Raw genomic sequence first — 26,771 nt, forward strand, 5'->3', positions numbered from 1 at the left:
GAAGTGCGAATGTTGACATGAGTAACGATAAAGAGGGTGAGAGACCCTCTCGCCGAAAGACCAAGGGTTCCTGCTTAAAGTTAATCTGAGCAGGGTTAGCCGGCCCCTAAGACGAGGCGGACACGCGTAGTCGATGGGAACCACGTTAATATTCGTGGGCCTGGTGGTAGTGACGGATTGCGTAACTTGTTCAGACTTATTGGATTGTCTGGGCGGGGAAGCGGTTCCAGGAAATAGCTCCACCGTATAGACCGTACCCGAAACCGACACAGGTGGTCAGGTAGAGCATACCAAGGCGCTTGAGAGAACTCTGCTGAAGGAACTCGGCAAATTGCACGCGTAACTTCGGAAGAAGCGTGACCCCAAGGTACGCAAGTATTTTGGGGTGGCACAGACCAGGGGGTAGCGACTGTTTATCAAAAACACAGGGCTCTGCGAAGTCGCAAGACGACGTATAGGGTCTGACGCCTGCCCGGTGCTGGAAGGTTAAGAGGAGAGGTGCAAGCTTTGAATCGAAGCCCCAGTAAACGGCGGCCGTAACTATAACGGTCCTAAGGTAGCGAAATTCCTTGTCGGGTAAGTTCCGACCTGCACGAATGGCGTAACGACTTCCCCGCTGTCTCCAGCAGAGACTCAGTGAAATTGAATTCCCCGTGAAGATGCGGGGTTCCTGCGGTTAGACGGAAAGACCCCGTGCACCTTTACTATAGCTTTACACTGGCATTCGTGTCGGCATGTGTAGGATAGGTGGTAGGCTTTGAAGCGCGGACGCCAGTTTGCGTGGAGCCATCCTTGAAATACCACCCTTATCGTCATGGATGTCTAACCGCGGCCCGTCATCCGGGTCCGGGACAGTGTATGGTGGGTAGTTTGACTGGGGCGGTCGCCTCCGAAAGAGTAACGGAGGCGCGCGATGGTGGGCTCAGACCGGTCGGAAATCGGTCGTCGAGTGCAATGGCATAAGCCCGCCTGACTGCGAGACTGACAAGTCGAGCAGAGACGAAAGTCGGTCATAGTGATCCGGTGGTCCCGCGTGGAAGGGCCATCGCTCAACGGATAAAAGGTACGCCGGGGATAACAGGCTGATGACCCCCAAGAGTCCATATCGACGGGGTTGTTTGGCACCTCGATGTCGGCTCATCGCATCCTGGGGCTGGAGCAGGTCCCAAGGGTTTGGCTGTTCGCCAATTAAAGCGGTACGTGAGCTGGGTTCAGAACGTCGTGAGACAGTTCGGTCCCTATCTGCCGTGGGTGTAGGAATATTGACAGGATCTGTCCCTAGTACGAGAGGACCGGGATGGACATATCTCTGGTGGACCTGTTGTCCTGCCAAGGGCATAGCAGGGTAGCTATATATGGAATGGATAACCGCTGAAGGCATCTAAGCGGGAAACCAACCTGAAAACGAGTATTCCCTTGAGAGCCGTGGAAGACGACCACGTTGATAGGCCGGGTGTGGAAGCGCAGCAATGTGTGAAGCTTACCGGTACTAATAGCTCGATTGGCTTGATCGTTCTCATTGTTCATGCTCATCGAATAAATTCGATGAGCCATCTCTTCTGTCCTGACGCACGCAGTGCTCCGGACGGGCCGCGCCATACGGTATTTTGCTTTGCAAAAACCGGGGCGCGACGGCCTCTGGTCTTGCGGAGCTACGCTCCGTTGCCCACAGAAGAAAAAGACGTGTTCATAAAATAAGACAAATGAAGGCATCCCCTTCTACCAGCTTCTCATCACATTGCCCTTAGCCGACCTGGTGGTCATGGCGGGGTGGCCGCACCCGTTCCCATTCCGAACACGGCCGTGAAACGCCCCAGCGCCAATGGTACTTCGTCTTAAGACGCGGGAGAGTAGGTCGCTGCCAGGTCTGCTAAAGGCAATGTGAGCAGGTTTTGTCGAAAGACAAATACCGACAGGTTTTTACCGCAAGGTAAAATACCGACAACGATCTTCTCGACACGCATTCGGCCCTGCCGAAACCAAAGGGCCGCTTCAAGCGGCCTTTGTGCTTTCCAGACCTCGGTGCGAGGCCACAGAAATACAACGGTGTTTTGCCTCCGGCAAAAACCGGACCGGGAAAAAGCGTTCAGGACGAGACAATCGTCGCGGTATTTTGCCTCCGGCAAAACCGGGTAACGCGGGGTGGAGCAGCCCGGTAGCTCGTCAGGCTCATAACCTGAAGGCCGCAGGTTCAAATCCTGCCCCCGCAACCAAATCTAAAAGCCCTCCCTTCGCGGAGGGCTTTTTGCGTTTGAAGCCCCAAAACAACCCCCCTTTTCCACCCCGCTAGCCGCAGCCCTATAATGCCAACGAAATCGGCAACGGAGACGGAAACCATGGATGTGTCGTCTTGGACGTGGCAGATGTGTTGGGCATCATCAGGATTGCCTGCGATTGGTAACGTCTTTGCCAGTGAAGCAGCGCAGCCCGTATTGACACCGATAAAATTTCACAATTAATATTGCAGTCAATTGATGGTCGCAATTTTTGATCTGCGTTTGCAGCTCGCCATGCCCGGGGAGGGGCGGGGTGAGAGCGATGGCTGCCGTCAAGCCGGTTTTCAGGCATCGGACAGGAGGATTTCGATGAACGATATTGCAACGGTGATCGACCTTGCGCAATTCCGCCGCCAGGTGGAGACCGTGACGACCATGGCGATGTGCCCGACGGCGATCGCCATCGAGAAGAACATCCCCGTCTATGACGGGGCCTCGCTCGATGACGGCATCGGCCCGGAATGGGCCTCGGTCATCGGCGAGGGGCCGGGTGTCTTCGTCGTCAAGCGCGCCTTCATCGACCCGGGCGCCATCGATGCGGCAAGCGATGTCTTTCGCAGCATCATCGCCGACGAGCGGGCGGCGGGCACGGCAGCCGGCGACCATTTTGCCAAGGCGGGCGCCAACGATCGCATCTGGAACTCGCTGCAGAAACTCTGCCTGCGCGATCCCGCCGTCTATGCCCGCTACATGGCCAATCCTGTCATCGATATTGCCTGCCGCGCCTGGCTTGGCCCGGGCTACCAGATCGCCACGCAGGTCAACCAGGTCCGTCCCGGCGGCAAGGCGCAGGCGCCGCACCGCGACTATCATCTCGGCTTCATGAAGCCCGAGCAGATGGCGGAATATCCGAGCCATATCCACGCCACCGGCCCGACGCTGATCCTGCAGGGCGGGGTCGCTCACTGCGACATGCCGGTGGAAAGCGGCACGACGAAGCTCCTGCCGCATTCTCAGCGCTATCTGCCGGGCTATGTCGCCGCCACGCGTCCGGAATTCCGCGATTACTTCGAGGAGAATTGCGTCCAACTTCCGCTGGAGAAAGGCGACGCGATCTTCTTTTCCCCCGCGCTGTTCCATGCGGCCGGCGAGAACCGCACGGCGGACGTCGTGCGCATGGTCAACCTTATCCAGACGGCTTCCGCCTTCGCCCGCCATATGGAAAACCTCGACCGCACCGCGATGGTCCGCTCGGTGTACCCGCATCTGGCAGCCCTGTCGCCGGCCGGGCGGCGGGCGGTGATTGCCGCGACGGCGGATGGTTATCCGTTCCCGACCAATCTCGACACCGATCCGCCGCTCGGCGGTCTTGCGCCCGAAAGCCAACAGGACCTCGTTGCCCGGGCCGTTGAGGAGCGCTGGGATCAGGCGCGCCTCGATGCCGCTCTTTCGGCGCAAGGCGCGAAACGGGCGGCCTGACATCTTGAGTTACCCGCAAAGGCTTCGGGCGGGGAGCGAACAGGAAGCCGACTTCGGGAGGACGTTAAGCATGAAGAAAATCCTGCAATCCCTTGCCCTCGGCGTGCTGCTGGCGACGACGGCGCTCGCCGGTGCTGCCCAAGCGGATGGCGAGAAATTCGTCTGGATCAGCCACGGCCCGGACAGCGACAGCTGGTTCAACGTCATCAAGAACGCGATCAAGGTGACGAACGAGCAGATGGGCGTGACGACCGAGTATCGCAATCCACCGACGGGCGACCTTGCCGACATGGCACGCATCGTCCAGCAGAGTTCGGCCGCCGGCGTCGACGGTATCATCGTCACCATCGCCGATTTCAACGTGCTGGAAGGGCCGATCAAGGATGCCGTCGCCAAGGGCATTCCGGTCGTCACCGTCAACTCTGGCACGGTGGAGGAAAGCCAGAAGCTCGGGGCGCTGATGCATGTCGGCCAGCCGGAATATGAAGCGGGCCTCGGCGCCGGCAAGCGCGCGAAGGAGGCCGGTATCAAGAGCTTCCTGTGCGTCAACCACTACATCACCAATCCAGCCTCGGTGGAGCGTTGCCGCGGCTTTGCCGAGGGCATCGGCGTCGAGCTCGGCAACCAGATGGTCGATTCCGGCATCGACCCGTCGGAAGTGCAGAACAAGGTGAAGGCCTATCTCACTGCCAATCCCGATACCGGCGCCATCCTGACGCTCGGCCCCAACTCGGCCGAACCGTCGATCCGCGCGGTCAAGGATATGGGCCTCGACGGTGACATCTATTTCGGCACCTTCGACCTTTCTGCGGAAATCTCCGCCGCCATCAAGGACGGCACGATCAACTTCGCGATCGACCAGCAGCCGTTCCTGCAGGGCTCGATCCCGATCCAGGTGCTGACGAGCTATGTGCGCTACGGCGTCGCCCCGGCCAATTCCATCTTCACCGGCCCGGGCTTCGTGACGAAGGACAACATCGCGCTGGTCGAGTCCCTGGCGGGCCAGTACCGTTGATCTGACGTTTTCGCGGGCGCGGGCGGACAGCCGCCCGCGCCCCGGTCTTTCGAGGCCCGATCTTTCGAGGGAGGAGAGTGCATTCATGACGGACGTCATTCCAGACGCGCTGAAGGACGAGCGCATCAAGCCCGTCTCGCCGCTCCGGCGCGCGCTGATCCGCCCGGAGCTTGGCGGCATCTGCGGTACCATCCTGGTCTTCCTGCTCTTTGCAGCGGTCGCTGGCGACAGCGGCATGTTCGCCGCCGAGGGCGTGATGAACTGGACGGTGGTGTCGGCCCAGTTCATGATCATCGCGGTCGGCGCCTGTCTCCTGATGATCGCCGGCGAGTTCGACCTCTCCACCGGCTCGATGATCGGCTTTTCCGGCGTCATGATGGCGATCCTGTCGGTCCATATCGGTGTGCCGCTGTGGCTTGCCATCGTCATCACCTTCGTCTTCTGCATTCTTCTGGGCGGCGTCAACGGCTGGCTGGTCATCCGCACCGGTCTGCCGTCCTTCATCGTCACGCTCGCCTTCCTCTACATCCTGCGCGGCCTGACGATCTGGGGCTCGATCTACTTCACGCGCCAGACGATCATCGGCGGCGTTGCGGAAAAGGCGGCCGGCGACTGGCTGGCGCCGCTCTTCGGCGGCAAGATCCTCGGAAGCCTCTTCACCTGGATGGGCGAGATGGGCTGGATCGCCACCTTCACCCGCGGCAACCGCGCCGGCCAGCCGGTCATCGACGGCATTCCCATGCTGGTCGTGTGGGCGATCGTGCTCGTCATCTTCGGCCACTGGTTGCTCACCCGCACCAAGTTCGGCAACTGGATCTTCGCGGCTGGCGGCGATGCGCTTGCGGCGCGGTATGTCGGTGTGCCGGTCAACCGGGTGAAGATCCTGATGTTCATGTTCTCGGCCTTCTGTGCCTGTGTCTTCGCCACCTGCCAGGTGATGGAATTCGGCTCGGCGGCGGCAGACCGGGGCCTGCTCAAGGAGTTCGAGGCGATCATCTGCGTCGTCATCGGCGGGGCGCTGCTTACCGGCGGTTACGGCTCGGTCATCGGCGCGGCGCTCGGGGCGATCATCTTCGGCGTCGTGCAGCAGGGCCTGTTCTTCGCCAATGCGGAAAGCTCGCTCTTCCGGGTTTTCCTCGGCGTCATCCTCCTGACTGCGGTGATCATGAACACCTACATCCGCCGCATCATCACGGGAGAACGCTGATGTCCGCCATCGTGGAGATGAGAAACATCACCAAGCACTTCGGCCATGTCATCGCGCTGGCCGGCGTCTCCTTCGACATAAGGCCGGGCGAATGCCACTGCCTGCTCGGCGACAACGGTGCGGGCAAGTCCACCTTCATCAAGATCATGTCCGGCGTCTACAGGCCGAGTGGCGGCGAGGTGCTGGTGGAGGGCACGCAGACGCTCTTCCAGAGCCCGCGCGATGCGATGACCGCCGGTATCGCCACCGTCTACCAGGATCTCGCGATGATCCCGCTGATGAGCGTCAGCCGCAATTTCTGGATGGGCCGCGAGCCGGAGCGCGGCGTCTGGCCGTTCAAGACCTTCGACACCGGCAAGGCCGACGAGATCACCGTCACCGAGATGCGCAAGATGGGCATCAACCTGCGCGGTCCCGATCAGGCGGTGGGCACGCTTTCGGGCGGCGAGCGCCAGACGGTCGCCATCGCGCGCGCGGTCTATTTCGGCGCCAAGGTGCTGATCCTCGACGAGCCGACCTCCGCACTCGGCGTACGCCAGACGGCGAACGTGCTCAGCACCATCGACCGGGTGCGCAAGCAGGGTATCGGTGTCGTCTTCATCACCCACAATGTCCGCCATGCGCTTGCCGTCGGCGACCGGTTCACGGTGCTCAACCGCGGGCAGACCTTGGGCACGGCCGAGCGCGGCACGGTGGATGCGGCAGCCCTGCAGGACATGATGGCGGGCGGGCAGGAACTGGCGCTGCTGGAAGCCTCGCTCGGCGGCACGATCTGACAAGACCAATCAGGCGCCGTGGCGTTGCTTGCGCCCCGGCCGCACACCGAGCGTTCATAGTGCAATGATTTCGCAATAAATGTTGCAAAAATGCTGCTCACGGAAAACCCGTGGGCCATCATCCGGGGAACAGAGAGAATGAAGAAGAAGCTCCGTCTTGGCCTCATCGGGTCGGGTTTCATGGGCAAGACGCATGTCTTCGGCTTTGCGGCCGCCGCAAGGGTCTTCGACTTGCCCTATGAGGTGGAACTGGCAGCTATCGCGGACGCGACCCCGGCACAGGCAGAAGCCGCCCGCGCAGCGCTCGGTTTCGGGCGCGCCACGGACGACTGGCGCAGCCTGGTGGCGGATCCGGAAATCGACATCGTCGACATCACGGCTCCCAATGCCCTGCACAAGGACATGGCGCTTGCCGCCATCGCCGCCGGCAAGCATGTCTATTGCGAAAAGCCGCTCGCTCCGCTGACGGGCGATGCCCGGGAAATGGCGGAGGCCGCAGAAAAAGCGGGCATCTGCACGCAGGTCGGCTTCAACTATCTTTGCAATCCGATGCTGAACCTGGCGCGGGAGATGATCGCAGTCGGGGAGCTCGGCGAAGTCCGCGGCTATCGCGGCCTTCATGCCGAGGATTACATGGCCGATGCCGCCGCGCCCTTCACCTTTCGCCACGATCCTGCTGGCGGCGGGGCGCTGGCCGACCTCGGCAGTCACGCACTGGCGACCGCCGAATTCCTGCTCGGCCCCATCGAGAGGGTGATGGGCGATTGCGTGACTGTCATCGCCAGCCGCCCGGATGGCAGAGGCGGCATGCGCACGGTGGAGACGGACGATATCGGCCGCGCCTTCCTGCGCTTTGCAAACGGTGCCACCGGTTCCATCGAAGGCAACTGGGTCGCCACCGGCCGCAAGATGCAGCACGATTTCGAGGTCTACGGCACCAAGGGTGCGCTCGCCTTCTCGCAGGAACATTTCAACGAGCTGCATTTCTACTCCACGGCCGACCGGAAGGGCCGGCAGGGTTTCCGCCGCATCGAGGCGGGGCCGGACCACGTGCCCTATGGCCGATTCTGTGTCGCGCCGGGCCACCAGCTCGGCTTCAACGACCTGAAGGCGATCGAGGTCGCCGGGTATCTGGAAGCGATTGCCGGCCTTCGGCCCGAGCCATTCAATTTTCGCGCCGGTCTGCGCATCCAGACGCTGGTGGAGACGATCCATGCCTCCGCGCGTGCCGGCACCTGGCGTGTCGTGGAGGCCGGCTGAACGAGGGAGGAGAGGAACCATGAAGACGGTTGGAGTGGGCGTCATCGGCGCGGGCGTGATGGGGGCGGAACATGCGCGCATCCTTGCCAGCGATGTCGCGGGCGCACATCTCGTTGCCGTGGCGGACGCCGATCTGTCACGGGCCGAGGCGGTCGGGCAGGGTGCGCGGCCGACGAGCGATGCACTGGCGCTGATCGCCGATCCCGCGGTCGAGGCTGTCCTTGTGGCCTCACCCGACGCCACGCATCACCGGCTGGTGCTGGCGGCGATCGCGGCGGGCAAGCCGGTTCTGTGCGAAAAGCCGCTTGCCACGAGCACGGCCGAATGTCTGGAGATCGTCGCGGCCGAACAACACGCGGGCCGGCCGCTGGTGCAGACCGGTTTCATGCGCCGCTTCGATCCGGCCTACCGGGAGCTGAAGGCGACGCTCGACAGCAGGGCGCTCGGCGCCCTGCGCATCCTGCATTGCCAGCACCGCAACGCTGCGGCGCCTGCCTGGTTCACCGGTGCGATGGCGATCACCAATTCGCTGGTGCACGAGATCGATGTCTGCCGCTGGCTGCTCTCGACGGAATACAGTGCCGTCACCGTCATTCCCTGCCCGTCGGAAGCCGAGGGGAGCGGCGACCCTGCGATGTTCGTTTTCGAGACGGAGGCCGGCAGCCTCGTTTCCGTCGAGGTCTTCATGAACGCCGCCTATGGCTATCATGTCCATGCCGAGGCCGTCTGCGCAGGCGGCACGATCGGCATGGCGCATCCGGCGCTCACCCGCACGCGGCGCAACGGCGCGGAGGAGGGGGGCTTTCCGGCAAACTGGGTTCCTCGCTTCCGCGATGCCTATCGCCTGCAGAATCAGGCCTGGATCGACGGCATCCGCAATGGAACGCCGCCCGCCGATGGCTCGACGGCCTGGGATGGCCTCGTCGCCACGTGTCTTGCCGACCAGATCGTCGAGGCAATGGCGACGCGCCGGCGCACGCCGCTCGTGCTGCCGGAACGGCCGCACTGAACCGTGCGATATGCGGGTATTCGCACCAAACGTTGCGGATTGTTCTTGACTTGCAATAAAAATTGCTTTCTTTCTGATTTTGGAATTACGCTTGCGGACGCGGCCCCTTCGGGCGGCGCCCCCGCATGGAGGAGGCAGCATGTACGGCGCATACGGATTGTTCATTGACGGTGCCTGGTCGGGGCCGGTGCAGGGCGCTTCGGTGGAGATCACCGATCCCGGCAACGGTGCAGTTCTCGGCAGCGTGCCCGCGGCGGGCGTCGAAGATACGGAGCGCGCAGTTTTTGTTGCGGAGCGGGCCTTCCGCAGCTGGAAGGCGACGCCGGCATGGACACGCGCCGACCTTTTGCACAAGGCCGCCGATGCCATGGCCGCGCGCTCTGCTGAGGCTGCCCGCCAGATCACGCTGGAGACCGGAAAACCGCTCGCCCAGTCCGGCCGCGAATGGAGCCTCGCCGTCGACCAGTTCCGCTGGTACGCCGAGGAGGCACGCCGCATCTATGGCCGCATCGTCGAAAGCCGCGCGCCGGGCGGCCGGTTGGAAGTGTCGCATGAGCCCGTCGGCGTCGTCGCCGCCTTCACCGCCTGGAACTTCCCGGCGGCGCTGATCGCCCGCAAGGTCGCCCCGGCGCTCGCCGCCGGCTGCGCCGTCATCGTCCGGCCCTCCGTCGAGGTGCCCGGCGTCGCGATGATCCTTTTCGATTGCCTGCGCGAGGCCGGCATCCCCGCCGGGGTCGCCAATCTCCTGGTCGGCCCCATAGCCACCACCTACAAGCCCATCATGGCCGCGGCGGCCGTGCGCAAGGTATCGCTGACCGGCTCCACCCGCGTCGGCCAGCAGATGATCCGCGACAGCGCCGAGACGGTGAAGCGCGTCAGCATGGAACTTGGCGGCAATGCGCCGATGATCGTCTTCGACGATGCGGATCTCGACCGCGCGCTCGATCTCGCCGTGCCGACGAAATATGCCAATGCCGGCCAAGTCTGCGTCACGCCGGACCGCTTCTATGTGCACGAGGCGCTGCACGACCGTTTCGTCGAGGGCTTTGCCGTCCGCGCCCGGGCGCTGAAGCTCGGCCACGGCCTCGACGAGGCGACACAGATGGGGCCGCTGATCAACGAGCGCCGCATTGCCGCCATCGAGGAGATCGTCGCCGATGCGCGCGATCGCGGCGGCAGGATCCTTGCCGGCGGGCGGCGCCCGGCGGAGATGAATGCCGGCTTCTTCTTCGAGCCCACGGTCATCACCGGCCTGCCGGACGATGCGAAGGCGATCGCCGAGGAGAATTTCGGCCCCATCGCCGCCATCACACCCTTTGCCACGGCCGACGAGGTCTTCGACCGCGCCAACGCCTCCGAAATGGGCCTGTCCGCCTATGTCTTCACCCGCGATGCCGGCCGCGCCCGCGAGGCGGCAGCACGGCTGGAGGCCGGCATGGTCGGCGTCAACAGCTTTGCCCTGGCCGCGGCCGAGGCGCCCTTCGGCGGCATCAAGGCGAGCGGCATGGGCCGCGAAGGCGGCACCGAGGGCATCCTCGACTATTCCAACGTCAAGCTCGCGCAGATGACGGTCTGAGGGAGGCATCCATGATCCGGAACGGTGTCAAGCAGCGCTGGGCGGAAGGCAAGCCGGTGCTCAACGGCTGGCTTTCCATAGCCAGTTCCTTCAGCGCAGAGATCATGGCCGCGCAGGGCTACGATTCCCTCACCATCGACCTGCAGCACGGCATCGTCGGTTATGACGGCGCTGTGCCGATGCTGCAGGCCATGCGGGCAAGCGGCGTGACGCCGCTGGTGCGCGTGCCCTGGCTCGATCCGGCCGACATCATGAAGGCGCTGGATGCCGGCGCCTACGGTGTCATCTGCCCGATGATCAACACCCGCGCCGAGGCCGAGTGTCTCGTGTCCTATGTGCGCTATCCGCCGGCCGGCGTGCGCAGCTTCGGCCCGAGCCGCGCTTTGTTTTCCGCCGGCCCCGGTTATGCCGCCGAGGCCGACGGCGAGATCATCTGCCTTGCCATGATCGAGACCGCGCAGGCCTATGAGAACCTCGAGGATATCCTCGCCACGCCCGGCCTCGACGGCGTCTATATCGGCCCGGCCGACCTGACGCTCGGCCTGCAGGGCAAGCGCTACGCGCCGGGCTTCGACCGCCGCGAGCCCGAGATGATCGAGGCGATCAAGACGATCCTCCACGCCGCCCACCGGGCCGGCAAGCGGGCGGCGCTGCACAACGGCACGGCGGATTATGCCGCGGAAGCCGTCGGCTGGGGTTTCGATCTCGTGACCGTCTCCAACGACGTCCGCCTGCTCGCCGGCGCCGCCGAGGCGAGCGTCAGGGCCTTCCGCGAGCGCGTGCAGCAGGTCGCTCCCGCCGACACGATCGACACGGGAGGATATTGAATGCCGAGGATCCTGGTGGCCGGCAAGATCCATGCGGACGGCCTTGCCGTGCTGAACTCCGCGCCCGGTATGGTGATCGACTATGTCGAGGAGGTCTCCGCGGCGAGCTACGAGCCGCTCCTGCCGATGGCCGATGCGCTGCTCATCCGCACCCAGCCGCTTCCTGCGGCCTTCATCGCGGGAGCGCCGCAGCTGAAGATCGTTTCCCGCCACGGCGTCGGTTACGATTCCGTCGATGTCGCGGCGCTGAACGGCCGCGGCATCCCGCTCGCCGTGGTTGGCGACGTGAATTCCCGCGCGGTGGCCGAGCACGCCGTCATGCTGATGCTCTCGGCCGCGCGGCGCACCGTGCTCTTCGACCGCAGGATGCGGCAGGGCGACTGGAACTACCGCAACAGCCTCGATGCCGACGAGCTCGACGGGCGCACGCTGCTGATCGTCGGCTTCGGCCGCATCGGCCGGCGGCTTGCGCAGATCGGCGCGGCGCTCGGCATGACGGTGCTCGCCTATGACAAGTACCAGGACGCCGCCGGGATTGCGGCCGCGGGCGTGATGCCGGTCGATGACCTCATGGACGGTCTGCATCGTGCCGATGTCGTGTCGCTGCATGTGCCGAAGTCCGGACCCGAGCCGCTGATCGGCGCGGCAGAACTGGCCGCAATGAAGCGCTCGGCCATTCTCATCAACACGGCACGGGGTGGGCTGATCGACGAAAAGGCGCTGCTGGCGGCGCTGGAGGAGGGACGGCTTTCCGCGGCGGGGCTCGACGTGCTCGATTGCGAGCCGCCGGCCGGCGATGACCCGATGCTTGTCTGCGAGCGGGTGGTGCTCTCCCCGCACAACGCCGGACTTACAGAGGCTTGTGCGCGGCGCATGGCGATCGCCGCGGCAGCAAACATTCTCGATTTCTTCAAGGGGACGCTCGATCCGGCGCTCGTCGTCAACCACACCGAGATCGCGACATACCGCCCCGCGACGATCGGGGTCTGATCATGACGCTTCTGGCTTTTCGCGATATTGCCAAATCCTACGGCACCGTACCGGTGCTGAAGGGCATCGACCTCGTCGTCGAACCAGGCGAGGTTCTGGCCCTTGTCGGGGAGAACGGCGCCGGCAAATCGACCCTCATGCGCATCGCCGCCGGCCTTGCGCCGCCCTCCTCGGGCACGATGCTGCTGGATGGTGCCCCGGCTCCGGCAAATCTCCATGCCGCCGAGCGGGCGGGCATCGTCATGGTGCACCAGGAGTTCTGCCTCGCCCCGCACCTGACGGTGGCGGAGAATGTCTTCCTCGGCCGCGAGATCACACGCGGCCTTTTCACCGATCGCAGGGCGATGGAGAAGCGGGCGCGCGACCTTCTCGCGGAGCTGGGTTCTGCGGCGCAGGTGCGGGCACGGCTCAGCGACCTTCCCGTCTCCGACTGGCAGATGATCGAGCTAGCCAAGGCCTTCGCCCGCCAGCCGAAGCTCATCCTGATGGACGAGCCGACCGCCGTGCTTTCGGCGACCGAGGCCGGCAACCTCTTTGCGCGCATGCGGGCCTTCCGTGCGGCGGGCGGCTCGGTGATCTTTACCTCGCATCGCCTCGACGAGGTGAAGGCGATCGCCGACCGGGTCGCGGTGCTGCGCGATGGTCAGATCGTGCGTGTCGAACAGGCGTGCGACATTTCCGAGGATGCTATGGCCGAGGCGATGGTTGGCCGGCCGCTGGCCGAGATCTACCCGCCGCGTCGTGGCGCGGCGCTGCGAAAGCCGCTTCTCAGCGTGATCGGCCTCACGGCGCCAGGCGCGGTGGAAGAGGCGACGCTGGAGATTCGAGAAGGCGAGGTGCTCGGCATTTCCGGCCTTGTCGGGTCCGGCCGCACCGAGCTTTTTGAGGCACTGCTTGGCCTGCGCCCGGCGAAATGCACGTCTTTCGTGCTGCGCGGCGAAAAGCGCCGGCTGCCGACGGCGCGCGAGGCCTGGGGGGTGAAGCTCGCCTACCTGACGGAGGACCGAAAGGGCAAGGGCCTGCTGCTCGGCAAGCCGCTGGCGGAAAACGTCGCCCTGACCAGCGGCGCGATCGCCGGCACGGCCTGGATCGACCGGTCTGCCGAGCGGCGCGATCTCAAGGCGGCCGTCGGGCGCTACGACATCCGCACCGGCCGGCTCGATGTCACGGCGAGCGCGCTCAGCGGCGGTAACCAGCAGAAGGTGCTGATCGCCAAGACGTTGGGGGCGGAACCGGATCTCGTCGTCTTCGACGAGCCGACGCGCGGCGTCGATATCGGCGCCAAGCAGCAGATCTACGAAATCATCGCGGGGCTCGCCGCCGCGGGCAAGGCGATCGTCGTCATCTCCTCGGAGATGCAGGAGATCGTCGGCCTGTCCGACCGGGTGCTCGTCATGCGGCGCGGCCGCATCGCCGGCGAGCTTTCCGGCGATGTCATCAGCGAGACCGACATTATCCGATTTGCCATGGGCCTCGAAGAAAAGGGTCCGCAGGAGGAGGCAAGCCTTTGACTGACATCACCGCCACGTCCGCCGGCAACGCAGCCGCGTCGCCGGGCCGCACCCTCGTCGGCCTGTTCGGAGCCGCCGGCCCGCTCATCGCGCTCATCCTCCTGATGCTGGTCGGCACGCTGATGAGCGACAGCTTCCTCGGTGCGGAGAACCTTTCGAACGTCTTCACCCGCAGCGCCATCATCGGCATCATCGCGGTCGGCGCTACCTTCGTCATTACGGCGGGCGGGCTGGACCTGTCGGTCGGTTCTCTCTCGGCGCTCGTCGCCGGCATGACGATCATGTTCATGAATTCGGCGGCCGCCACGCTCGGCGACGGTTGGCAGCTCGCCGCCGCCGGCATCCTCTTCTCGCTGGTCATCGGTGCGGCCGCGGGCTTCATCAACGGCTTCATGATCGTGCGTGGGCGTGTCGAGGCCTTTATCGTCACGCTCGGCGCCATGGGCATCTTCCGCTCGGTCATTACCTGGCTTGCCGATGGCGGCTCCATCTCGCTCGATTTTTCGCTGCGGGATGCGGTGCGGCCGATCTACTACGGTCAGGTCCTCGGTATCGCCGTGCCGATCATCGTGCTTGTCGTCATCGCCATCCTCGGTGAGCTGACGCTGCGCCGCATGCGCTTCGGTCGCCATGTCGCCGCCATTGGCTCGAACCGGCACGTCGCCTTCTATTCGGCGATCCCCGTCAGCCGCGTGCGCATCCTCACCTATGTCATCCAGGGGCTCTGCGTCGCCGTCGCCACCGTCATCTACGTGCCGCGCCTTGGCGCCGCCACGCCCTCCACCGGTCTCATGTGGGAGCTGGAGGCGATCGCCGCCGTCATCATCGGTGGCACGGCGCTCAGCGGCGGTTTCGGCCGCATCTGGGGCACCATCGTCGGTGTGCTGATCCTCGGCTTTATCAGCAACATCCTCAATCTTACCGGTTTCGTCAGCCCCTATCTCAACGGCGCCTTCCAGGGGGCGATCATCATCATCGCCGTGCTTTTGCAGCGTGACCGGGCGCAGGGCTGACGCTTCATTTCACTTCAACAGGGAGACAAGTGAATGTTCCATCGACTGAAATCCATGCTCGCCGCAGGTGCGGTGGCCATTGCCGCTTTCACGGCGCCCGCCCTTGCCGCCGACGCCGTCATCGGCGTCTCGATCCCGGCGGCGACGCACGGCTGGACGGGCGGCCTCAACTACCACACCAAACGCACGATCGACCGGATGAAGGAAGCCTTCCCGAACATCGATTTCGTGCTGGCGACCTCCTCCAGCGCGACGCAGCAGGTCAACGACATCGAGGACCTGATGGCGCGCAACATCAACGCGCTTGTCGTGCTGCCCTTTGAATCCGACCCGCTGACCGAGCCGGTCAAGGCCGCCAAGGCCAAGGGCGTGTTCATCGCCACCGTCGACCGCGGCCTTGCGGAAGAGGGTATCGAGGATCTCTATGTCGGTGGCGACAACCCGCAATACGGCACGGCGGCCGCCGAGTACTTCAAGAAGAAGTTCCCGGACGGCGGCAAGATCGTCGTGATGCGCGGCATCCCGACGGCGATCGACAACATCCGCATCGACGCCTTCAATGCTGCTCTGAAGGATACGAAGATCGAAGTGCTCGACATGCAATATGCCAACTGGAACCCGGACAAGGGCTTCGAGGTGATGCAGGACTACCTGCAGCGCTTCCCTCAGATCGACGGCGTGTGGGCCGGTGACGACGATGCGGCGCTTGGCGCCATCGAGGCGATCAAGCAGGCCGACCGCAAGAATGTTACGGTGCTCGGCGGTTCGGGCATGAACAAGGTCATCAAGCTTGTCATGGACGGCCACGATATGGTCGATGCCGACATTTTCTACCCGCCGACGCTGATCATCCCGGCGATCGAGCTCGTCACGATGAAATACGCCACGCAGGCCCCGATCAATGGCCGCTACGTGCTCGGCAGCCCGCTGATCACCAAGGACAATGCCGCGGAATACTATTTCCCCGACGCGCCCTATTGATAGCAGGCCCGGAGCACGCCTCCCGGCCTCCCGCCATGCTCCCGGGCATGGCGGGATGTGCCGTTTCCGGGCGAGCGTTGCAGACTTCGGTTTTATGCAATACTGCAAATATGGACCGGCACCGGCTCATCCCGGATCCGAAACAGTACCATCCGGGGAGTAGGCCGTATGCCGAGGGTAAAGCAGTCCGATCAGCCGCCGCCGAAGACGGCGAACTACGAGACCTTCGTCAACATCGTCACCGAGGCCTATCCGAACCTGTCCGACCGCTTCCAGCAGGTTGCCCGCTTCATCACGCAGAACCCGAACATCGTGGCGATGCAGTCGATCAACGCCATTGCCGAACAGTGCGGCGCGCACCCTTCCATCCTCGTGCGCTTCGCCCAGCATTTCGGCTTTTCCGGCTTCAAGCAGCTCCAGTCGGTGTTCCAGAGCCGCCTGTCGACGGCCGCGCCTGGCTATCGCGAGCGCATCAGCGCGCTCGACGTCGACCTGGAAAAGACCAAGCGCAAAGGCAATCTCGGCTTCCTGCACGACCTCGTCGTGCGTGACATCGCCACCTTGCAGGAGCTCCTGAACACCACGACGGAGGAGAGCCTGTCGCAGGCGGCGCGCGCGCTGAAGAATGCCAACACCATCTTCATCGCCGGCCAGCTGCGCTCCGAGCCGATCGCCAAGTTCCTGCGCTACGTGCTCTCCATGCTGCAGTGCCGGGTCATCCTGCTCGATCCCGCCGGCGGCCTTGCGCCCGAAATGGCCAAGGTCATGGGCAAGAAGGACGTGCTGGTCGCCATCGCCTTCCGCCACTATGCCAAGGAGGTGGTGACGATTGCCGATGTCGCGGCCGAGAACGGCACGCCCATCGTCGCGATTACCGACAGCCAGCTCTCGCCGCTCGCCAAGAACGCGGCGGTGCTCTTCACCATCCCGGAAGACGAATATTCCTTCTCGCGTTCGCTTGCCGCGCCGATGTGCCTGACGCAGACCATCGCGGTGGCACTTGCGGCCCTCCTGCAGGAGGACAAGAAGGGCTCGCCCGAGATCCCGACGGTCACGGGCAGGCAGCGGCGCAAGAGCTAGAGCAATTCCAGCAAAAGTGCGTAGCGGTTTTGCGTCCGGAAATGCTCCAGCCACGGCCCTTCAGCCGGTGATCTCCTCGACCCTGATGAAGCGGCCTTCCGCCTTGGAGCGGATGGCGGCCTCGGCCAGCACCAGCGCCTTCTCGCCGTCGTCGAAGGTCACGTCCGGCGCAGCGTTGGCGGCGACGCAGTGCAGGAAGGATTTCAGGCCGATCTCGAAGGCTTCGACGTAGCGCTCGATGAAGAAGTCGAGATAGGGTTCGCCTGCGCCGGTGGCGGTCGCGGTGAAGCGCTCGACCTGGTGGGCGCGCCGGTTGCCGGAGATCAGCATGCCCTTTGCGCCGAACAGCTCGACGCGCTGGTCGTAGCCATAGGCGGCAGCGCGGGAATTGTTGATGTGGCAGAGCTTGCCGCTCGCGGTGCGCAAGACGATCATCGTGGAATCGACGTCGTCGAATTCCGTAAGCGTCGGGTCGATGAGCGTACTGCCGGTGGCGAAGACCTCGACGGGCTCCTCGCCCAGCATGAAGCGGGCAAGGTCGAAATCGTGGATGGTCATGTCGCGGAAGATGCCGCCGGAAACCTTGAGATAGTCACGCGAGGCGAGGCCAGGATCGCGAGAGGTGATGATCACCTGCTGGAGATCGCCGATCTTGCCGGCGTGCACCGCGTCGCGCGCGGCCCGGTGGCCCGGATCGTAGCGGCGGTTGAAGCCGATCTGGACCGGCCTGTCGAAGCCGACGATGGCCTTGCGGCAGGCGACGACACGGGCAAGCGAAAGGTCGATCGGCTTCTCGCAGAAGATCGCCTTTCCGGCGCGCGCGGAGGCCTCGATGAGGTCGGCATGGGTGGCCGTGGAGGTGGCGATCAGCACGGCGTCGGCAAGGGCGATCGCTTCGTCGGCGCTGGCGGCGACCGGGCAGCCGTAAAGCCGGCCGATCCCCTCGGCGGCGGCGGTCAACGGGTCGTAGACGGCGGCAAGCGTGGCGCCCTCGGCGCGGGCGATGGTGGCCGCGTGCATCTTGCCGATGCGCCCGCAGCCGAGCAGTGCGATCCTCGTCATGGTTCCTCCTCCTGAGGTGATGGATGGATTGCAAAAAAAGTTGCGTGTATTAAATTTCGTCAATATTAATTCTGAAGAGGGTTTTTGCAAGCCCGTTCCGGGCGGCCAGAATGTGGAGGAGGAGAGCATGGCGGAGTTTCCCTTGGCCGGGCGCCGTTTGCGGCTCGGCGTCATCGGCGGCGGGCAGGGCAGTTTCATCGGCAAGGTGCATGCGCGCGGCGCGCGGCTTTCGGGCCGCTGGGATGTGGTGGCCGGCGCGCTGTCGTCGCGCCCGCAGGTGGCGCAGGAATCCGGCCGCGCCTGGCTCCTTGCGGACGATCGCATCTATACGGACTACCGCGTGATGGCCGAGCGTGAGGCGGCGCGGCCGGACGGCATCGATGCCGTGGCAATCACCACGCCGAACAATTCCCACCACGCCATCGCCGTCGTCTTCATGGAGAAGGGCATTGACGTCATCAGCGACAAGCCGCTGACGACGACGCTCGACGATGCGCTCGACCTGGTGCGCCGTCAGAAGGAGACGGGCCTCGTCTTCGGCGTCACCTATGCCTATGCCGCCTCCGCCATGGTGCGCCAGGCTCGCCAGATGATCGCGGAGGGCGCGCTCGGCAAATTGCAGCAGGTGCACGTCGAGTATTTCCAGGAATGGGCGCTGACGCCGCCGAGCGAGGCCGGAGCCGGCGCCCAGTGGCGCGTCGATCCCGCCATCGTCGGTCCCACTTTCACGACCGGCGATATCGGCACCCATTGCCATCATCTCGGCGCCTTTGTTTGCGGTCGCCCCGTCACCGCCGTCCGGGCGGAGTTCCACACGCTCGGCCCGCCGAAGGCGCTGGAGGACACGGCCTTCATGCATGTGCGCTACGAGGGCGGCATTCCCGGCACCATCATGATCTCGCAGGTCGCACCCGGCGCCCATTGCGGCCTGCGCATCCGCGTCTTCGGCGACAAGGCGAGCCTGGAATGGAACCAGGAGGAGCCGGAGCTGCTGCATGTCCGCCGTTTCGGCGAGCCGGCTTGCGTGCTGACGCGCGGCGAGGGGGCGGGCATCGGCACGCATGCGGCGCGTTTCGTGCACATGCCGCGCGGCCATCCGGAAGCGCTGAGCGACGCTTGGGGCAATCTCTACGAGGAATTCGCCATCGCCATCGAGGCGCGCCGTCTCGGCCGGACCCTGCCCGAGGGGCTGCTCGCCTATCCGACGGCGGTGGACGGCGCGCTCGGCGTGAAGTTCATCGAGGCGGCGCTGGCCTCCAACCAGTCGGGCGGCGCCTGGGTGGGCTGCTCTTTGTCATTGTGATATGCAATAAGTATTGCAATAATTTTGATCATGAAATAAAAGTTTCCGGACAGTGGCCGCCGCGAAAAGGCCGGCTGAGGGAGGTTTACCATGTCCATCATCCGCCTGACCATGGCGCAAGCTCTGGTGCGTTACCTGTGCAACCAGTTCACCGAGATCGACGGGGAGCGCGTACCGCTGTTTCCCGGCGTCTTCGCCATTTTCGGCCATGGCAATGTAACATGCCTTTCCGAGGCGCTGGAGGCGGTCAAGGACACGCTGCCCACCTGGCGCGGCCAGAACGAGCAGTCGATGGCGCTTGCCGCGATCGGCTTTGCCAAGGCGACGCGGCGCCGCCAGATCATGGTGGCGACCAGCTCCATCGGCCCGGGAGCGCTGAACATGGTGACGGCGGCCGGCGTGGCGCATACCAACCGCCTGCCCATCCTGCTTCTCGCCGGCGACAGCTTCGTCAACCGCCGGCCCGATCCGGTCATGCAGCAGGTCGAGCATTTCGGCAATCCGACCATCACCGTCAACGATGCCTTCAAGGCCGTGACGCGCTACTGGGACCGCATCGTCCATCCCGAGCAGATCCTCTCCTCGCTGCCGCAGGCCGTCGCCGTCATGCTGGATCCAGCCGATTGCGGCCCGGCCTTCCTGGCCCTGCCGCAGGATGTGCAGGAGATCGCCTGGGACTATCCCGAAAGCTTCTTTGCGCCGACGATCCACAAGGCGCCGCGCCCGCGGCCGGATCGTGACAGCCTTGCGGAGGCCGTGCGCGTGCTGAAGGCGGCAAAACGTCCGCTGATCATCTCCGGCGGCGGCGTGCGCTATTCCGGCGCGGAAACGGCGCTCGCTGCCTTTGCCGAAAAGCACGGCATCCCGCTCTGCGAGACCATTGCCGGCAAGGGCACGGTCACCCATGACCATCCGGCCCATGTCGGCCCAATCGGCATCGTCGGCTCCACCTCGGCCAATGCACTGGCGGGTGAGGCAGACGTGGTGCTCGCCGTCGGCACGCGCCTCATGGATTTCACCACCGGTTCCTGGACCGCCTTCTCGCCCGATGCCCGCTTCGTCTCGATCAATGCGGCCCGCTGGGATGCCAACAAGCACCGCGCTGTCGCCGTCGTCGGCGATGCGCTGGAGACGGTCTCCGAACTGGATGCCGTGATCGGCGACTACAAGGCGGATGCCGGCTGGACGGAGAAGGGCCGGCGCGAATTCGCAAAATGGAACGCGGCGCTCGACGGCTACCAGAAGCCGACCAATGCACCGGTGCCGACCTATGCCCAGGTCGTCGGCATCGTCAATGCCAAGGCCGGGGAGCGTGACCTCCTGATCACCGCCGCCGGCGGCCTGCCGGGCGAGGTGATGAAGAACTGGCGCGTCAAGGCGCCGAACACCTTCGACTGCGAGTTCGGCTTCTCCTGCATGGGCTACGAGATCGCCGCCGGCTGGGGTGCCGCGATGGCCGATCCCACACGCACGCCGATCGTCATGATCGGCGACGGCACCTACATGATGATGAACTCGGACATTTATTCGAGCGTGCTGTCCGGCCACAAGATGATCCTCGTCGTCTGCGACAACGGCGGTTATGCCGTCATCAACCGCCTGCAGAACGCCAAGGGCACGCCGGGCTTCAACAATCTCCTGAAGGATTGCCGCGTCAAGGAACCGTTCGCGGTCGATTTCGCCAAGCACGCCGAGGCGATGGGGGCTCTCACCCGCCGGGTCGAAAGCCTTGCCGATCTCGGCGACGCCGTTGAATGGGCACAGACGACCGACCGCACCACCGTCATCACCATCGTCTCCGACGCCTTCACCTGGACGCCGGGCGATGCCTGGTGGGATGTCGGCGTGCCGCAGGTGAGTGCGCGGGCAGAGGTCAATGCCGCGGCGGCCGACCAGCAGGCCGGCCGCAGGAAGCAGCGCGTCGGCGTTTAACCGCTTGGCCTTCGGCAGAACTGGCCGGGCCCGGCATGCGAAAGCGTGCCGGGTCTGTTTCTTGGTGGTGCGGCGACAGGACCGCCTCTCACCGCGCCCGCATCTGAAGGTGCATCATTTCCAGAAGCTTGCCGACATCCGAAGGGCTGCCGATCGCGATGATCTTCAGTGTTCCCGCCTGTGGATCGAATGCCGTCTGGAGATGCAGTGGCGGGGTGCCGGCGTCCCCGGTAAGTGCGACGGCCTGGAGAAATGTCGCCATGCGTTCCGCGGCCTCGAGCGTGATGTCGGGGATGTCCGTTATGCAGGTCGTGCGCGCGCTCCCGTCCGCTTCGCTTCCCCCGCTTGCGACGCCGGCAAGCGCGTCTAGGTCGACCCGGAGGATGCGGTAGGATTTTCCGACCCGCGTTGCAGGCAGCCGCCCGTCGTGAATGTACCGCAGCACGGTTTTCGGGTGCAGGTTCAGCTGCTGCGCTGCCTGTTCGACGGTCAAAAGCTGTTGCGTCATGTGATGTGCTCTGATTTATTCCCTATTGCTCTATATAGATAGATTTTTATGGAACATTGAAGGACGTTGAGATGGTAATTCAACCGCAAGGGAATGTCGACAAGACAAGCGATGCCGCCGGTGAAATGAAAGCCCGCATGCGCGGCGATCTGCGCGCCGCCATAAAGGAGGGCCGCCCAGACGAGGCAAAACTGATCCGGACGCTCGTCGCGGCGATCGACAACGCCGAAGCGCCGCCGTTTCAGCCGGGGCACCGTGCCGCAGATCACCACAGTTTCCGCGACGGGTCTGCGGAGGTCGAACGGCTTTCCCTGAGCGCTGCGCAGGTGCGGGCGATCCTGCTGGCCGACATCGCCGAGCGCGAGCGCGCGGCTGCCGAAATGGACCGTCATCAAAGGCCGGATCGCGCCGATGCCCTGCGTGCCGAAGCGCGGCTTGCAAAACGCTACATTATGGAATGAGGCCGTAAGCAGCCGGCTGATTCCGCGCCGGTCTCCACCCTTGCAAGGTCAGCCGCCCGGGTCTATCGACGATCCGATGAAAACCGTCGTCCATGAGGACTGCCATGCATGAGATCCGGAAAATCGAGGCGGCCGACAAAATCGGCTTCTACCGCGAGCTGCTCGCCCAGGCCGAAGGCTTGCTGCATGGCGAGCGCGATGCCATCGCCAACGCGGCGAACCTCTCCGCACTGATCTTCGGCGCGGTCGCCGATCTCAACTGGGCGGGCTTCTACTTCCTGAAAACGCCGCAGGAACTGGTGCTCGGGCCGTTCCAGGGCAAGGTCGCCTGTGTGCGCATCCCTGTCGGCAAGGGCGTCTGCGGCAGCGCGGTGGCCGAGTGCAAAAGCCAGCTCGTGCCGGATGTGCACGCCTTTCCGGGGCATATTGCCTGCGATGCCGCCTCGCGCTCGGAACTCGTCACGCCGCTCGTCCGCGACGGCGTCGTGTTTGGTGTTCTCGATCTCGACAGCCCGCTGCCCGGCCGGTTTACGGCGGAGGACCAGGCCGGCTTCGAAGCGCTCGCCGCACTCTACGTCTTGGCGAGCGATCTCTGAAACGGCAGGCGCCCGGCTTTCACCGGGCGTTTTTTGTTTGTGGCAGCAGAGGGGAGGCCTTAAGCCGCCTTCTTGCCGGCGTCGAACGGGATCTCGATGTCGACGGCAAGCGTCGAAACCTGCGCGCCGCGCTCCATCTTGATCGAGACCTTCTCGTCATCAACCTGCATGTGCTTGGAAATTGCCTTCAGGATCTCGTCGCGCAGCTTGTTGACGAGGTCCACGTCACCGGTGGCGGCCCGCTCGTGGGCGAGCAGCACCTGCAGTCGCTCGCGCGCTGCCGGCGCCGACTGGGCGCGGGAGAAGAAACGGAACAGATTCATGCCGCCTTCCTTCCGAAAATCTTGCCGAGGAAGCTGCGCTTGTCGCCGGGGATCGTGACCGGCAGGGTCTCGCCCTTGAGGCGACGGACAGCTTCGAAATAGGCGAGTGCCGGAGCCGAGCGTCCGTCGGCGAGCGTCACCGGAGCCCCGACGTTCGAGGCGCGCAGCACGTCCATGCTCTCGGGGATGATGCCGAGCAGCGGGATGGAGAGGATTTCCAGGACGTCGTCGACCTTCAGCATGTCGCCGCGCTCGGCGCGCACGGCGTCGTAGCGCGTCAAAAGCAGGTGCTTTTCGACGCGCTCGCCGTTCTCCGCCCTCAGCGTCTTGGAATCGAGCAGACCGATGATGCGGTCCGAATCGCGTACGGACGAGACTTCCGGATTGGTGACGACGATCGCCACGTCGGCGTGGCGCATGGCAAGGGTCGCGCCGCGTTCGATGCCGGCCGGGCTGTCGCAGATCACCCAGTCGAAGGCGTTCTTCAGGGCGGCGATGACCTGCTCGACACCCTCGGGCGTGAGATTGTCCTTGTCGCGGGTCTGGGACGCCGGCAGCAGGTAGAGCGTCTCGACGCGCTTGTCGCGGATCAGCGCCTGCGTCAGCTTGGCTTCGCCCTGGATGACGTTGACGAGGTCATACACGACGCGGCGTTCCGCACCCATGACGAGGTCGAGATTGCGCAGGCCGACGTCAAAATCCACGACCACGACCTTCTCGCCGTTTTGCGCCAGCGCGGCGCCGAGCGCGGCAGACGACGTCGTCTTGCCGACGCCGCCCTTGCCCGATGTGACCACGATTACCTTGCCCATTGACCTCTCCGTTGTTTGAACCGTCCTCGGTTCAGCCGAGTGTTGCTGCCTTGATTGCTTCGCCTTCCAGCCAGATCTGCACGGGTTTGCCGCGCAGGTCCGGTTCCATGTCGTCGGCGGTCTTGTAGAAGCCGTCGATGGCGATCAGTTCTGCTTCGAGCTTGCGGCAGAAGATGCGCGCAGAAGCATTGCCCATTGTGCCGGCCATGGCCCGGCCGCGCAGCGGGCCATAGACGTGGATCGAGCCGCCGGCGACGATTTCCGCGCCTGATGCGACCGAGCCGATGATGGTGACATCGCCTTCGGGAAAGAAAATGGACTGGCCCGAGCGGATAGGGCGGGCGACGACCATCGACGGCACCGCCTGCATCGGCGACGGGCTTGCGGGCACCACGACCGATTCGGCGGGCTGTTCCGCCTTTTCCGTCTTCTTTGCCTTGCCGACCTTTTCCGTGCGTTCCTCCGCAACCGGCGCCTCGATGTCGCCGGCCGGGCGGCCGTCGGTCATGGCCGGCGGCATGTCTGCGCCGAGCAGCGAGGACCGCGCGCCCTCGATGCCCATGACGCGCACGTTGCGGGCGTTCAGCTGGCTGACGAGTTCGCGAAGCTCCGCCTTCTCGATATCCAGCCCATCGACATCCAGCACCACCGGACGCCGCAGGAAGAAGCCGGCGGACCGCGCTGCCAGATCGTCAAGCCGCACCAGCCAGTCCTCGAAGGGCAGCTCCGGGGTCAGCGCAAGCGCAAGGAAAGAGCGCCCCTTGAGGCGGATCGGCCGTGGTTGGGTTAACACGTCAGTCATCTTCGTTAATTTTCGGTTGCTTCGGTGTACCGATGGAATGGTTAACAAAAGGTTAATTTACAGGTCTGGCTGGCGCGAGGCATGCGCCCTGAGGCGCCCGTGCAACGGTTCGCGTGAAGCGGGAAAAGTTAGGGTTTTCGCGTGCGGCTGTCGCGGCAAACACAAAAAAGCCCGCCGGCGCACGATGCGACCGGCGGGCAGGCTTGGGGGAGCGTTGATCGGGCGTCAGGCAGCCATGCTGTCCTGAACGAAATGCCCCGGTGAGACCTCGCGGTAGGTGCGCTTGGGCGGCACATAGCCGTGCGGGCGCAGTGGGCTCTTGATCTCCTCGTTGAGCGGAGGGTTCAACTGGCCGCGCCGGGCAGGGTCGGGGATCGGCACGGCGGAGATGAGGCGGCGTGTATAGGCGTGCTGCGGATTGTCGAAGATTGCCGCCCGTGGGCCGATCTCGACGATCTCGCCGAGGAACATCACGGCGACGCGATGGCTGACACGCTCCACCACCGCCATGTCGTGCGAGATGAAGAGATAGGCGAGGCGGTGCTGTTCCTGCAGATCCAGCAGGAGGTTCGAAACCTGCGCCTTCACCGACACGTCGAGCGCCGAGACCGCTTCGTCGGCGACGATGAGCTTCGGCTGCAGCGCGATCGCCCGGGCGATCGAGATGCGCTGGCGCTGGCCGCCGGAAAATTCGTGTGGATGCCGGTCGGCCATCGCCGCGGAGAGGCCGACCTGCTGCAGGAGTTCGGCCACCCTGTCCCTCGCCTCGCGCCGCCCCATCAGGCCATGCGCCAGCATGGGTTCGGCAATCGCCGAGCCGATGGTGATGCGCGGGTTGAGCGAGGCGAACGGATCCTGGAAGATCATCTGCGAGGTGCGGCGCATGGCGCGCAGCGAACCGGCGCTCGCCTTCGTCACATCCTGCCCGTCGACCGTGATCGAACCGGCGCTCGGATCGACGAGGCGCATGATGGCCCGGCCGGTGGTGGATTTGCCGCAGCCCGATTCGCCGACCAGCGCCAGCGTCTCGCCGGGCTTCAGGTCGAAGGAGACGCCTTCGACCGCATGGATCTGCCCCTGCGGCAGCGCGAAGCGGACCGCGAGTTTTTCCACCTTCAGGATCGGCTGCACGCCATCGGGAACGGGCGACGTCACGCCGCCGTCGCTGGCCTCGCCGGTGGCGGGATCGACATTCGGGAAGCGGCGGGGTGCAGCAGCGTCGCCCATCGTACCGAGGCGCGGGATGGAGGCGAGCAGCGCCCTGGTATAGATCGCCTTGGGCGCCGCGAAGATTTGCGGCGTCGGGCCGGTCTCGACCATGTCACCGCGGAACATCACGAGGGTGCGGTCCGCCACCTCGGCGACCACGCCCATGTCATGGGTGATGAAGAGCACGCCCATGTTCTCCTCGCGCTGCAATTCGCGCAGCAGATGGAGGATTTCGGCCTGCACGGTCACGTCGAGTGCGGTCGTCGGCTCGTCGGCGATAAGCAGTTTCGGGCGGCAGGCGAGTGCCATGGCGATCATCACGCGCTGGCGCATGCCGCCGGAGAACTTGTGCGGATATTCGTTGAGACGGCTTTTCGCGGCGGGGATGCGCACGCGCTCCATCAGCCGCAGCGCTTCGGCCTCCGCGGCGCTCCATGACAGGTCCCGGTGCAGCACCAGGGCCTCGGCAACCTGGTTGCCGATGGTGAAGACCGGATTGAGCGAGGTCATCGGCTCCTGGAAGATCATACCGATCGTGCCGCCGCGCACCGAGCGCATCTCCGCTTCGCTCACCTTCAGGAGGTCGCGTCCTTCGAGCAGGATGCGGCCTTCGCAGCGCGCCCGGCCTGCCGGCAGGAGGCGCATGGTGGACAGTGCGGTGACGCTTTTGCCCGAGCCCGATTCGCCGACGATGGCGACGGTTTCGCCGGCATTCACCTCGACGTTGATGTCGCGGATGACGGCGCGCCACCCCTCGGCAGTCTTGAAGGAGGTCGTCAGGTTCTCGACCGAGAGCACCGGCCGGTTCGTGGGAGCGGTCATG

At 64.7% G+C, this 26,771-nt stretch carries 23 protein-coding genes, 1 tRNA gene and 2 rRNA genes (1 of these 26 running past the window's edge); 20 read left to right on the forward strand and 6 right to left on the reverse strand.

The window, feature by feature from the left end; genetic code table 11:
• The 16 genes from K0P03_RS02425 to K0P03_RS02500 all read left to right on the forward strand — a co-directional run.
• Positions 1–1,514 (forward strand): 23S ribosomal RNA (locus tag K0P03_RS02425) (it extends 1,285 nt beyond the left edge of the window).
• A 238-nt stretch (positions 1,515–1,752) separates the two neighbouring features.
• A 5S ribosomal RNA gene (gene rrf / locus K0P03_RS02430) occupies positions 1,753–1,867 on the forward strand.
• 269 nt (positions 1,868–2,136) lie between these two features.
• Positions 2,137–2,213, forward strand: a tRNA-Met gene (locus K0P03_RS02435).
• Between the two features lie 372 nt (positions 2,214–2,585).
• Positions 2,586–3,695, forward strand: coding sequence for a phytanoyl-CoA dioxygenase family protein (locus K0P03_RS02440; RefSeq protein ID WP_272788802.1), 1,110 nt, complete (start codon positions 2,586–2,588; stop codon positions 3,693–3,695).
• Positions 3,696–3,765: 70 nt separating this feature from the next.
• Positions 3,766–4,710 carry a sugar ABC transporter substrate-binding protein gene (locus tag K0P03_RS02445; protein ID WP_050745730.1) on the forward strand — a complete coding sequence of 315 codons (945 nt, stop codon included), beginning with the start codon at positions 3,766–3,768 and terminating at the stop codon, positions 4,708–4,710.
• Between the two features lie 85 nt (positions 4,711–4,795).
• On the forward strand, positions 4,796–5,917 hold the full coding sequence (locus tag K0P03_RS02450) for an ABC transporter permease (RefSeq protein ID WP_023515027.1): 1,122 nt from the start codon (positions 4,796–4,798) through the stop codon (positions 5,915–5,917).
• The gene (locus K0P03_RS02455) at positions 5,917–6,693 is read left to right on the forward strand and encodes an ATP-binding cassette domain-containing protein (RefSeq protein ID WP_023515026.1); all 777 of its coding nucleotides are present in this window, start codon (positions 5,917–5,919) and stop codon (positions 6,691–6,693) included. Before K0P03_RS02450 ends, K0P03_RS02455 begins: the two co-directional genes overlap by 1 nt.
• A gap of 138 nt (positions 6,694–6,831) precedes the next feature.
• The gene (locus K0P03_RS02460) at positions 6,832–7,953 is read left to right on the forward strand and encodes a Gfo/Idh/MocA family protein (protein ID WP_272788803.1); all 1,122 of its coding nucleotides are present in this window, start codon (positions 6,832–6,834) and stop codon (positions 7,951–7,953) included.
• Positions 7,954–7,972: 19 nt separating this feature from the next.
• Complete coding sequence (locus tag K0P03_RS02465; RefSeq protein ID WP_272788804.1) at positions 7,973–8,962, forward strand: Gfo/Idh/MocA family protein; 990 nt, start codon at positions 7,973–7,975, stop codon at positions 8,960–8,962.
• Positions 8,963–9,101: 139 nt separating this feature from the next.
• On the forward strand, positions 9,102–10,538 hold the full coding sequence (locus tag K0P03_RS02470; protein ID WP_272788805.1) for an NAD-dependent succinate-semialdehyde dehydrogenase: 1,437 nt from the start codon (positions 9,102–9,104) through the stop codon (positions 10,536–10,538).
• A gap of 11 nt (positions 10,539–10,549) precedes the next feature.
• Positions 10,550–11,365 (forward strand): HpcH/HpaI aldolase family protein, encoded by an 816-nt coding sequence (locus tag K0P03_RS02475; RefSeq protein WP_272788806.1) that lies wholly within the window; start codon positions 10,550–10,552, stop codon positions 11,363–11,365.
• Complete coding sequence (locus tag K0P03_RS02480) at positions 11,366–12,355, forward strand: hydroxyacid dehydrogenase (protein ID WP_272788807.1); 990 nt, start codon at positions 11,366–11,368, stop codon at positions 12,353–12,355.
• A gap of 2 nt (positions 12,356–12,357) precedes the next feature.
• Positions 12,358–13,866, forward strand: coding sequence for a sugar ABC transporter ATP-binding protein (locus K0P03_RS02485; protein WP_272788808.1), 1,509 nt, complete (start codon positions 12,358–12,360; stop codon positions 13,864–13,866).
• A 5-nt stretch (positions 13,867–13,871) separates the two neighbouring features.
• The gene (locus K0P03_RS02490) at positions 13,872–14,879 is read left to right on the forward strand and encodes an ABC transporter permease (protein WP_443020569.1); all 1,008 of its coding nucleotides are present in this window, start codon (positions 13,872–13,874) and stop codon (positions 14,877–14,879) included.
• Between the two features lie 33 nt (positions 14,880–14,912).
• The gene (locus K0P03_RS02495; protein WP_272788810.1) at positions 14,913–15,860 is read left to right on the forward strand and encodes a substrate-binding domain-containing protein; all 948 of its coding nucleotides are present in this window, start codon (positions 14,913–14,915) and stop codon (positions 15,858–15,860) included.
• A gap of 168 nt (positions 15,861–16,028) precedes the next feature.
• On the forward strand, positions 16,029–16,940 hold the full coding sequence (locus K0P03_RS02500; protein WP_023516486.1) for a MurR/RpiR family transcriptional regulator: 912 nt from the start codon (positions 16,029–16,031) through the stop codon (positions 16,938–16,940).
• Between the two features lie 60 nt (positions 16,941–17,000).
• Here the strand turns inward: K0P03_RS02500 and iolG are convergent, their stop codons facing one another.
• Positions 17,001–18,002: an inositol 2-dehydrogenase gene (gene iolG / locus K0P03_RS02505; RefSeq protein WP_272788811.1), complete on the reverse strand. Its 1,002-nt coding sequence runs from the start codon at positions 18,000–18,002 to the stop codon at positions 17,001–17,003.
• A gap of 127 nt (positions 18,003–18,129) precedes the next feature.
• Between iolG and K0P03_RS02510 the strand changes: the two genes are divergently transcribed.
• Both K0P03_RS02510 and iolD read left to right on the forward strand, forming a co-directional pair.
• Positions 18,130–19,305 (forward strand): Gfo/Idh/MocA family protein, encoded by a 1,176-nt coding sequence (locus K0P03_RS02510; RefSeq protein WP_272788812.1) that lies wholly within the window; start codon positions 18,130–18,132, stop codon positions 19,303–19,305.
• 90 nt (positions 19,306–19,395) lie between these two features.
• Positions 19,396–21,237: a 3D-(3,5/4)-trihydroxycyclohexane-1,2-dione acylhydrolase (decyclizing) gene (gene iolD / locus K0P03_RS02515; RefSeq protein WP_053190926.1), complete on the forward strand. Its 1,842-nt coding sequence runs from the start codon at positions 19,396–19,398 to the stop codon at positions 21,235–21,237.
• Positions 21,238–21,325: 88 nt separating this feature from the next.
• Here the strand turns inward: iolD and K0P03_RS02520 are convergent, their stop codons facing one another.
• On the reverse strand, positions 21,326–21,745 hold the full coding sequence (locus K0P03_RS02520) for a helix-turn-helix domain-containing protein (protein WP_272788813.1): 420 nt from the start codon (positions 21,743–21,745) through the stop codon (positions 21,326–21,328).
• A gap of 56 nt (positions 21,746–21,801) precedes the next feature.
• On the opposite strand from K0P03_RS02520, the gene K0P03_RS02525 reads away from it, so the two are divergent.
• Both K0P03_RS02525 and K0P03_RS02530 read left to right on the forward strand, forming a co-directional pair.
• Positions 21,802–22,206: a hypothetical protein gene (locus tag K0P03_RS02525; protein WP_272788814.1), complete on the forward strand. Its 405-nt coding sequence runs from the start codon at positions 21,802–21,804 to the stop codon at positions 22,204–22,206.
• A 104-nt stretch (positions 22,207–22,310) separates the two neighbouring features.
• Positions 22,311–22,802, forward strand: a complete 492-nt coding sequence (locus K0P03_RS02530) for a GAF domain-containing protein (RefSeq protein WP_272788815.1) — start codon at positions 22,311–22,313, stop codon at positions 22,800–22,802.
• A gap of 59 nt (positions 22,803–22,861) precedes the next feature.
• On the opposite strand, the gene minE is transcribed toward K0P03_RS02530, so the two are convergent.
• The 4 genes from minE to K0P03_RS02550 all read right to left on the reverse strand — a co-directional run bounded on the left by minE (position 22,862) and on the right by K0P03_RS02550 (position 26,770).
• Complete coding sequence (gene minE / locus K0P03_RS02535; RefSeq protein ID WP_023516257.1) at positions 22,862–23,125, reverse strand: cell division topological specificity factor MinE; 264 nt, start codon at positions 23,123–23,125, stop codon at positions 22,862–22,864.
• Entirely contained in the window at positions 23,122–23,937 is an 816-nt protein-coding gene (gene minD / locus K0P03_RS02540; protein ID WP_023516256.1) for a septum site-determining protein MinD, read from the reverse strand. The genes minE and minD overlap by 4 nt, the downstream gene beginning before the upstream one ends.
• A gap of 31 nt (positions 23,938–23,968) precedes the next feature.
• Positions 23,969–24,739 carry a septum site-determining protein MinC gene (minC, locus tag K0P03_RS02545; protein ID WP_023516255.1) on the reverse strand — a complete coding sequence of 257 codons (771 nt, stop codon included), beginning with the start codon at positions 24,737–24,739 and terminating at the stop codon, positions 23,969–23,971.
• Between the two features lie 225 nt (positions 24,740–24,964).
• Complete coding sequence (locus K0P03_RS02550; RefSeq protein ID WP_272788816.1) at positions 24,965–26,770, reverse strand: ABC transporter ATP-binding protein; 1,806 nt, start codon at positions 26,768–26,770, stop codon at positions 24,965–24,967.
• Between the last annotated feature and the right edge of the window lies 1 nt (position 26,771).

Source organism: Shinella sp. HY16 (genome assembly GCF_028534175.1).
Lineage (GTDB): Bacteria > Pseudomonadota > Alphaproteobacteria > Rhizobiales > Rhizobiaceae > Shinella.

Excerpts from the sequence above, each read along its gene's own strand:
- K0P03_RS02440 (WP_272788802.1), top strand. The coding sequence starts at position 2,586 with ATGAACGATATTGCAACGGTGATCGACCTTGCGCAATTCCGCCGCCAG.
- K0P03_RS02445 (WP_050745730.1), top strand. The coding sequence starts at position 3,766 with ATGAAGAAAATCCTGCAATCCCTTGCCCTCGGCGTGCTGCTGGCGACG.
- K0P03_RS02450 (WP_023515027.1), top strand. The coding sequence starts at position 4,796 with ATGACGGACGTCATTCCAGACGCGCTGAAGGACGAGCGCATCAAGCCC.
- K0P03_RS02455 (WP_023515026.1), top strand. The coding sequence starts at position 5,917 with ATGTCCGCCATCGTGGAGATGAGAAACATCACCAAGCACTTCGGCCAT.
- K0P03_RS02460 (WP_272788803.1), top strand. The coding sequence starts at position 6,832 with ATGAAGAAGAAGCTCCGTCTTGGCCTCATCGGGTCGGGTTTCATGGGC.
- K0P03_RS02465 (WP_272788804.1), top strand. The coding sequence starts at position 7,973 with ATGAAGACGGTTGGAGTGGGCGTCATCGGCGCGGGCGTGATGGGGGCG.
- K0P03_RS02470 (WP_272788805.1), top strand. The coding sequence starts at position 9,102 with ATGTACGGCGCATACGGATTGTTCATTGACGGTGCCTGGTCGGGGCCG.
- K0P03_RS02475 (WP_272788806.1), top strand. The coding sequence starts at position 10,550 with ATGATCCGGAACGGTGTCAAGCAGCGCTGGGCGGAAGGCAAGCCGGTG.
- K0P03_RS02480 (WP_272788807.1), top strand. The coding sequence starts at position 11,366 with ATGCCGAGGATCCTGGTGGCCGGCAAGATCCATGCGGACGGCCTTGCC.
- K0P03_RS02485 (WP_272788808.1), top strand. The coding sequence starts at position 12,358 with ATGACGCTTCTGGCTTTTCGCGATATTGCCAAATCCTACGGCACCGTA.
- K0P03_RS02495 (WP_272788810.1), top strand. The coding sequence starts at position 14,913 with ATGTTCCATCGACTGAAATCCATGCTCGCCGCAGGTGCGGTGGCCATT.
- K0P03_RS02500 (WP_023516486.1), top strand. The coding sequence starts at position 16,029 with ATGCCGAGGGTAAAGCAGTCCGATCAGCCGCCGCCGAAGACGGCGAAC.
- iolG (WP_272788811.1), bottom strand. The coding sequence starts at position 18,002 with ATGACGAGGATCGCACTGCTCGGCTGCGGGCGCATCGGCAAGATGCAC.
- K0P03_RS02510 (WP_272788812.1), top strand. The coding sequence starts at position 18,130 with ATGGCGGAGTTTCCCTTGGCCGGGCGCCGTTTGCGGCTCGGCGTCATC.
- iolD (WP_053190926.1), top strand. The coding sequence starts at position 19,396 with ATGTCCATCATCCGCCTGACCATGGCGCAAGCTCTGGTGCGTTACCTG.
- K0P03_RS02520 (WP_272788813.1), bottom strand. The coding sequence starts at position 21,745 with ATGACGCAACAGCTTTTGACCGTCGAACAGGCAGCGCAGCAGCTGAAC.
- K0P03_RS02530 (WP_272788815.1), top strand. The coding sequence starts at position 22,311 with ATGCATGAGATCCGGAAAATCGAGGCGGCCGACAAAATCGGCTTCTAC.
- minE (WP_023516257.1), bottom strand. The coding sequence starts at position 23,125 with ATGAATCTGTTCCGTTTCTTCTCCCGCGCCCAGTCGGCGCCGGCAGCG.
- minD (WP_023516256.1), bottom strand. The coding sequence starts at position 23,937 with ATGGGCAAGGTAATCGTGGTCACATCGGGCAAGGGCGGCGTCGGCAAG.
- minC (WP_023516255.1), bottom strand. The coding sequence starts at position 24,739 with ATGACTGACGTGTTAACCCAACCACGGCCGATCCGCCTCAAGGGGCGC.
- K0P03_RS02550 (WP_272788816.1), bottom strand. The coding sequence starts at position 26,770 with ATGACCGCTCCCACGAACCGGCCGGTGCTCTCGGTCGAGAACCTGACG.